Source organism: Kocuria sp. WN036 (genome assembly GCF_002287015.1).
Lineage (GTDB): Bacteria > Actinomycetota > Actinomycetes > Actinomycetales > Micrococcaceae > Kocuria > Kocuria rosea.
In genome coordinates this window covers 22060-29004 of the sequence record NZ_NSKF01000038.1, presented here as the reverse complement: position 1 = coordinate 29004, position 6945 = coordinate 22060, and the positions used below count along the sequence as shown (strand labels likewise).

Genomic DNA, 6945 nt, shown 5'->3' with positions numbered 1-6945 from the left:
GCCCGATCCCGGAGATCGCCCGGCTCGGGCGGACCCTGCGCCGCTGGAGGGCCGCGATCCTGGCCTACTTCGACACCGCCGGAGCTTCGAACGGCCCCACGGAGGCGATCAACGGGGTCATCGAGACGATGCGCCGGGTAGCCCGCGGCTTCCGGAACTTCGACAACTACCGGCTACGCGCCCTGCTCGCCGCCGGCGGCCACCGGCCCTGGCGAAAGGCTCCTAACCATGCTCATCTGTGAAGGGCCGCTAATCTCGAAGGAAGCACCATGCTGAAGTGTCTCCATGGCAACTAGCGCCAGGGCGAGCCAGCATCAACGAGAAGGCATGCGCGTATGAGATTCCAGTCCAGTGATCCTGACGTCGAAACATTGGTTCGGCGCATAGAAAGAAAATTAATAGATTTGCAACCTGATTTTCAGCGTGGAGAGGTCTGGGCGCAATCAAAAAAGCAACGCTTAATTGATTCCATACTCCGGGGGTGGCATATTCCGCCCATTCACCTTATACAAAAACCTGATGGCAAATGGGATGTTCTTGATGGTCAGCAAAGATTAACGGCAATTAGGGACTTCATTCGCGGCGACTTCCCCGTAAATGGGGCAATAGAGCCTCAAATAGAGTCCATTAGTGCGTTAGCAGGCTGTCGCTGGGGTAACCTGCCCGAAAAAGTGCAGGAAAAATTCAATAGTTTTACAATTCGTGTTTTCGAGTTAACTGACTATCAAACTGAAGAACCATACGAACTATTCTTCAGATTAAATCAACCCACCAATTTGACTGAAGCTGAAAAACGTAACGCTTTCATTGGTGGGGCTCGAAATCAAGTTAAAGAACTAGTGGCATGGGCCACTGAATGCGGTATGAACAAGACCAACGTTGGCTTTACAAATGCACGGATGGCTTACGATGACGTTATTTCAAGGTTCGTTCTAACCTTGGAGGCTGGGCAACTTAACGTCAAAATCACATCTGCACGAGTCACTGAGCGTTACCGACGCGGAGATGAGTTCTCTGCCGATATCATGAACCGTGCTGGTCGTGCAATTGAATTGGTGACGACAATCCTGTCTTCACCCCCCAATGGAATAGTTATTAAACCCAACAAGGCCACTTTACATACATGGCTTTGTATGGCAGGCGAAATCCTTCTTTACGATGACCCTGACGCCGCCCATTCTGTTGTGGTGGAGGCATTTAGCCGTGCTGTTCATTGGATTGAAGCTCGTCGGGCTTCAAAAGATTACAGAACAGCTCAGAGCCGTGAATTTCGCGAATTGATGGATATTTTCGATGATCGTGCAACATCGAGAGTGTTAGACGTATCCTCGATTATACTGAGGGACTTGGTTGGCTGGATGGTAATCTACGCCCTTTCAGGGGGTAATAGCACGCCACCCTATGTAGCAACCATGTGCGAAGATGCTTGGTCCTTGGTGAAGCAGGATAAAGGAACCATTGAATTTGATCTTGCGGAATTTACCTATGAGCACAATTGGGGCGGCAAGGGATGGATTTGAGATCAATATCCGTGGTGAGTGCTCTGAAAAATGTCTCGAAGGCACCTTGCTACCTTTCCGGGGTGGTAATAACGGACCAAAGTGGCACCGACCATCCACTGGAGTTTAAGTCCGCCATCTCTGTGGTTTCTGGAAGAAATGGAGCGGGAAAAACCACAGTTCTCAAATCTATCGCGCGCGCATTAGGCACTACTTGTGATGAAGACCCTCCCAACGATCGGGCTGTTTTGTCTTTAACCAGGTGTACCGTGATGGGTGCGGTCGCAGATCAAATCTGGCGCGTGGAATACGATTATGCGAGTGGGGTGTCCTATGGGGAATCCCAAATTTCAGCATACTATTTAGATCCGGCCAAATCCGCCCTGCAAAGTTTGACGGTCGTGGAGGGCGATCCAAACTTTAGGGATTTGATCGAGGGAGTGGACTCCTACGAATTTTCTGATGATATGCGTAGTGCAGCGGCATATGTAATCGGTCGAGAGTATGAGTCCGTGGCAATTTATGAGATTGAAGAAATGGGTGACGGAAACGTTCCCCTGCCGTTTTTTGAGGTTGTTTCCGGCGGATTGAAGTACGATTCAATGGGGATGGGGCGCGGAGAATTAAATGTAATTTATCTGCTGTGGTTCTTATCGTATATTGATCGCGGATCCGTGGTGCTTATCGAGGAGCCCGAAGCGCACCTGGCTCAGTACTCCCAAGGCAATCTTGTAAACGCGCTAGCCGTCATCCGAAAGGATAAGAATCTACAACTTATAGTTTCTAGCCATTATCCTGGATTTTTTGAATCTTTGCCTGCTGGTTCTTTGCATTCTGTAACAAGATTGCCGCATTTCCGCTTGCAACCAATAGTTGATGTATATGAGTATGCAAGGCGATTGGGGGCTGTTCAACGCGTGTCAACTGCTGTGCTGGTGGAGGATGTTGTCGCGTCTGCGTTTTTGCGTGAATTGATCCAGGTATTCGACCCAGGATTGATGCATAAATTGGCTATAGTACCCGTCGGTCTTGGGGAAAGTGGAATTTTTAGATTTATTGATTCAATTCAAAATGATAATCGGCATAACTTGCATTTCATGGGAGTTCTGGACGGAGACTGCCGCGGGAAAAATTCTTATATAACAGCAGGGCTTCTCTTCTTGCCTGGGAGCTCCCCCCCGGAAGAGTTGGTAAAGAATGCGCTGCAAAGTTGGCGCGATTCGCTTGCCCCGCATCACCTGACTGCAGGTATAAGCACCGCAAAAATGCATGAGATTTTGGAAGATGCTCAAGGTTTGGAAATTCATGACTGGTTCAGGTTTGTAGCGGATAAATCGGGGGGGCAGGGTCAGCTACTAGCGCTTTGTGTTCGCTTAATGAATCTAACAGAAGAATTTGCTGACCAAGCACAGGAATTGATATCCGCCATTCGAAGTCGCACTGTATGATCCGGGAAGGAAGCCGTGGTATTGCATTTCGAGGGGTGATCTTCTGGTTGATAGATCAAGGTTTAGCGGCTAACTCGGCGTCAGATCCGCGCTGACTGAGTCCATTAGACTAGACGCGGTCCGTCGTCCATACCGATGCGGGCCTTGCCGTGTTGCTTGTTCCGCCCTTCATGGAACAGCGTGCGCGGACGACACCGTCCCCGAGCCGAAGAAGTCGCCAGCTGATGTCTGAACTGCCACCCGAGACCGCCCCGAGCGGCGCGGTCGACCCGACCGACGAGGCCGCGGTCGCCGCGGCCGTGGAGGCGGCCCTGGCCGCCGTCGGAAACGCCCAGGACCTCGACGAGCTCAAGGAGGTGCGGCTCGCCCACGCGGGGGACCGGTCCCCCCTGGCGCTGGCCAACCGGCAGATCGGCTCCCTGGACAAGTCGCAGAAGTCCGCGGCCGGCAAGCTGGTCGGCCAGGCCCGCGGCTGCGTCAACCAGGCGGTCGCCGCCCGCACCACGGTGCTGGAGGAGGAGCGGGACGCCCGGATCCTCGTCGAGGAGGCCGTGGACGTCACCGCCGCCGGCCGGCGCCGGCGCCTGGGCGGCCGGCACCCGCTGACCAACCTCATGGAGCGCGTCGGCGAGACGTTCGTGGCCATGGGCTGGGAGGTCGCCGACGGCCCCGAGGTCGAGTCCGAGTGGTACAACTTCGACTCCCTCAACTTCAAGCCGGACCACCCCGCCCGGGAGCTGCAGGACACGTTCTTCGTGGACCCGCCCGGGGCGCACCTCGTGCTGCGCACGCACACCTCGCCGGTGCAGATGCGCACCCTGCTCAGCCGCGAGCTGCCGGTCTACGTCGTCGTCCCGGGGCGCACCTACCGCACCGACGAGCTCGACGCCACGCACACCCCGGTCTTCCACCAGGTCGAGGGTCTGGCCGTGGACAAGGGGCTGTCGATGGCCGACCTCAAGGGCACGCTCGAGCACTTCGCCCGGCAGATGTTCGGCCCGGAGGCGAAGATCCGGCTGCGGCCCAACTACTTCCCCTTCACCGAGCCGTCCGCCGAGCTGGACGTGTGGCACCCGAACGCCAAGGGCGGGCCGCAGTGGATCGAGTGGGGCGGCTGCGGCATGGTCCACCCGAACGTGCTGCGCGCGGCCGGCATCGACCCCGAGGTGTACTCGGGCTTCGCGTTCGGCATGGGCATCGAGCGGACCCTGATGTTCCGCAACAACGTCCCCGACATGCGCGACATGGTCGAGGGCGACGTCCGCTTCAGCGAGCACTTCGGGATGGAGATCTAAGACATGCGAGTTCCTTTGTCATGGCTGCGCGAGCACGCCCCCGTCCCGGCGGACGCGACCGCCGAGGACGTCCTGGCCGCCCTGGTGACGGTGGGCCTCGAGGAGGAGGACGTGCACCGTCCCGCGGACCACCTGAAGGGCCCGGTCGTGGTCGGCCAGGTGCTGTCCAAGGAGCCGGAGACCCACTCCAACGGCAAGACCGTCAACTGGTGCACCGTCCGCGTGGTCCCCGAGGGCCAGGAGCAGACCCTGACCGGCGAGGGCATCGACCCCTCCGGCGTGCAGGGCGTGATCTGCGGGGCCCACAACTTTGAGGTCGGGGACAAGGTCGTCGTGACCCTGCCCGGCGCCGTCCTGCCCGGGGACTTCAGGATCTCGGCGCGCAGGACCTACGGCCACACCTCCGCCGGGATGATCGCCTCCGTCCGGGAGCTCGGCATCGGCGAGGACCACGACGGCATCCTGGTGCTCTCGACCCTCGGCCTGGACCCGGAGCTCGGCACGGACGCCCTCGAGCTGCTCGGCCTCCACGACGAGGCCGCCGAGATCAACGTGACTCCGGACCGCGGCTACGCGTTCTCGATCCGCGGCGTGGCCCGCGAGTACTGCCACGCCGTGCACGAGCCCTTCACCGACCCGGCCGGGACCGTGGCGCCCCGGGTGCCCGCCCCCACCGCGGACGGCTTCCCCGTGGCCGTCGGGGACGACGCCCCGATCCACGGCAACCCCGGGTGCACCCGCTTCGTCGCCCGCACGGTGACCGGCATCGACGCGAGCGCCCCCACACCCCCGTGGATGTCGGCGCGGCTGCGCCTGGCGGGGATCCGCTCGATCTCCCTGCCGGTGGACGTCTCCAACTACGTGATGCTCGAGCTCGGCCAGCCGTTGCACTTCTACGACCTCGGGACGCTGACCGGCGGCATCGGGGTCCGCCGGGCGGCGCCGGGCGAGACCCTGACCACCCTGGACGGCAAGCGGCGCACCCTGGACCCCGAGGACCTGCTCATCACCGACGGGTCCGGGCCCATCGGCCTGGCCGGGGTCATGGGCGGGGCGGCCACCGAGGTCTCGGACGCCACCGTCGACGTCCTCGTGGAGGCGGCCCGCTTCGACGAGGTCTCGATCGCCCGCACCACCCGCCGGCACCGGCTGCCCTCCGAGGCGTCCAAGCGCTTCGAGCGCGGCGTGGACCCGCAGATCGCCCCGGTGGCCGCCCAGCGCGCCGTGGAGCTGCTCGTGGAGCTGGCCGGCGGCACGGCCGGGCCCGGGGTCACCGACGTGGACGCCACCACCGCCCCCGCGCCCATCGAGCTGCCCTGGGACCACCCGAGCCGCCGCACGGGCGTGGAGTACACGGCGGAGCAGGTCGTCGCGACCCTCACCGAGCTCGGCGCGCAGGTCGAGGCCACCGACGACGGATGGCGCGTCGTGCCCCCGTCGTGGCGGCCCGACCTGGTCGAGAAGGAGGACCTGGTCGAGGAGATCGCCCGCCTCGTGGGCTACGACGCGATCCCCTCGCGGCTGCCCGTGGCGCCCCCCGGGCGCGGCCTGACCGCTGAGCAACAGGCCCGCAAGCGGGTGGCCGACGCGCTCGCGGCCGCCGGGCTGACCGAGGTGCTCGCCTACCCGTTCGTCGCGCAGGCGGACAACGAGCTGTGGGGTGCCCCCGAGCCCGGGGTGCCCGTGCCGTCGGTGAAGCTGGCCAACCCGATCAGCGAGGCCCAGGGGATGCTGCGCGTGTCCCTGCTCCCGGGCCTGCTCGAGGTGCTGCGGCGCAACACCTCCCGCGGCTTCCGCGACCTGGCGCTCTACGAGGTCGGGCGCGTCTTCCGCCCCGGCGAGCAGCTCGGCAGCGCGAGCATCCCGCCGCTGGGGGCGCGCCCGGACCCGGCGGTGCTCGAGGAGCTCGAGGCCGGCCTGCCCGCCCAGCCGCGCCACCTCGCCGCGGTCCTCGCCGGCAAGGACGCGGCCGAGGGGCCGTGGACCGCGCCGCGCGCGTTCGACTGGCAGGACGCCCTCGACGCCGCCCGGCTGGCCGCCGAGGTGCTGGGGGTCGAGCTGACCGTCCGCCAGGGCACCCACCAGGCGTTCCACCCGGGCCGCACCGCGGTGCTCGCCACCGCCGACGGCACCCCGCTGGGCTACGCGGGCGAGCTGCACCCGCAGCTCGTCGCCGCGCAGGACCTCCCCGAGCGGACCGTGGCGATGGAGCTGAACCTCAGCTCGCTCACCGCGGCCGAGTCCGGGGTCGTCCAGGCGCGCCCGATCTCCGGCTACCCGGCCGCCACGCAGGACGTCGCGCTCGTGGTGGACGCCTCCGTGCCGGCCGCCGAGCTGCGGGCCGCGCTCGAGGAGGGCGCCGGGGAGCTCCTCGAGGACGTCCGCGTCTTCGACGTCTACCAGGGACCCGGCATCGAGGAGGGCCGGAAGTCGGTCGCCTTCGCGCTGCGCTTCCGGGCCCCGGACCGCACGCTGACCGCGGACGAGGCCTCCGCCGCCCGCGAGGCGGCCGTCGCCGTCGCCGCCGAGCGCCACGGCGCCGTGCTCCGCGGCTGAGCGGTCCCGCCCGGACGGCCCGCCCCCTCCGGGGAGCGGTCCGTCCGTCGTCCCCGCCCCGCCCGGGCGGTAACACTCGCGAACGCCAGGGAGTGCGCCGTCGACTTCGGTACTGTGGCACCGGGTCCCCGGCCGCGACCCCGGCGT

Annotated in this window: 5 protein-coding genes and 1 pseudogene; all 6 read left to right on the top strand. The window is 63.4% G+C overall.

Going from position 1 to position 6945, the window contains the following annotated elements; translation table 11 throughout:
• The coding region (locus tag CK505_RS16725; protein ID WP_141246766.1) for a transposase at positions 1-242 on the top strand (242 nt) is incomplete at its 5' end.
• Positions 243-335: 93 nt separating this feature from the next.
• Positions 336-1520 (top strand): DUF262 domain-containing protein, encoded by a 1185-nt coding sequence (locus CK505_RS16720; protein WP_095651772.1) that lies wholly within the window; start codon positions 336-338, stop codon positions 1518-1520.
• Positions 1511-1729 (top strand): annotated as a pseudogene (locus CK505_RS19110) (ATP-binding protein); the annotation flags it as partial. The gene CK505_RS16720 and the pseudogene CK505_RS19110, both read left to right, overlap by 10 nt.
• A 72-nt stretch (positions 1730-1801) precedes the next feature.
• A complete protein-coding gene (locus tag CK505_RS16715; protein ID WP_176475389.1) occupies positions 1802-2947 on the top strand; it encodes an AAA family ATPase in 1146 nt (381 codons plus the stop codon).
• A gap of 224 nt (positions 2948-3171) precedes the next feature.
• Entirely contained in the window at positions 3172-4242 is a 1071-nt protein-coding gene (pheS, locus tag CK505_RS16710) for a phenylalanine--tRNA ligase subunit alpha (protein ID WP_095651769.1), read from the top strand.
• 3 nt (positions 4243-4245) lie between these two features.
• Positions 4246-6798 (top strand): phenylalanine--tRNA ligase subunit beta, encoded by a 2553-nt coding sequence (gene pheT, locus CK505_RS16705; RefSeq protein WP_095651768.1) that lies wholly within the window; start codon positions 4246-4248, stop codon positions 6796-6798.
• The last annotated feature ends 147 nt before the right edge of the window (positions 6799-6945 follow it).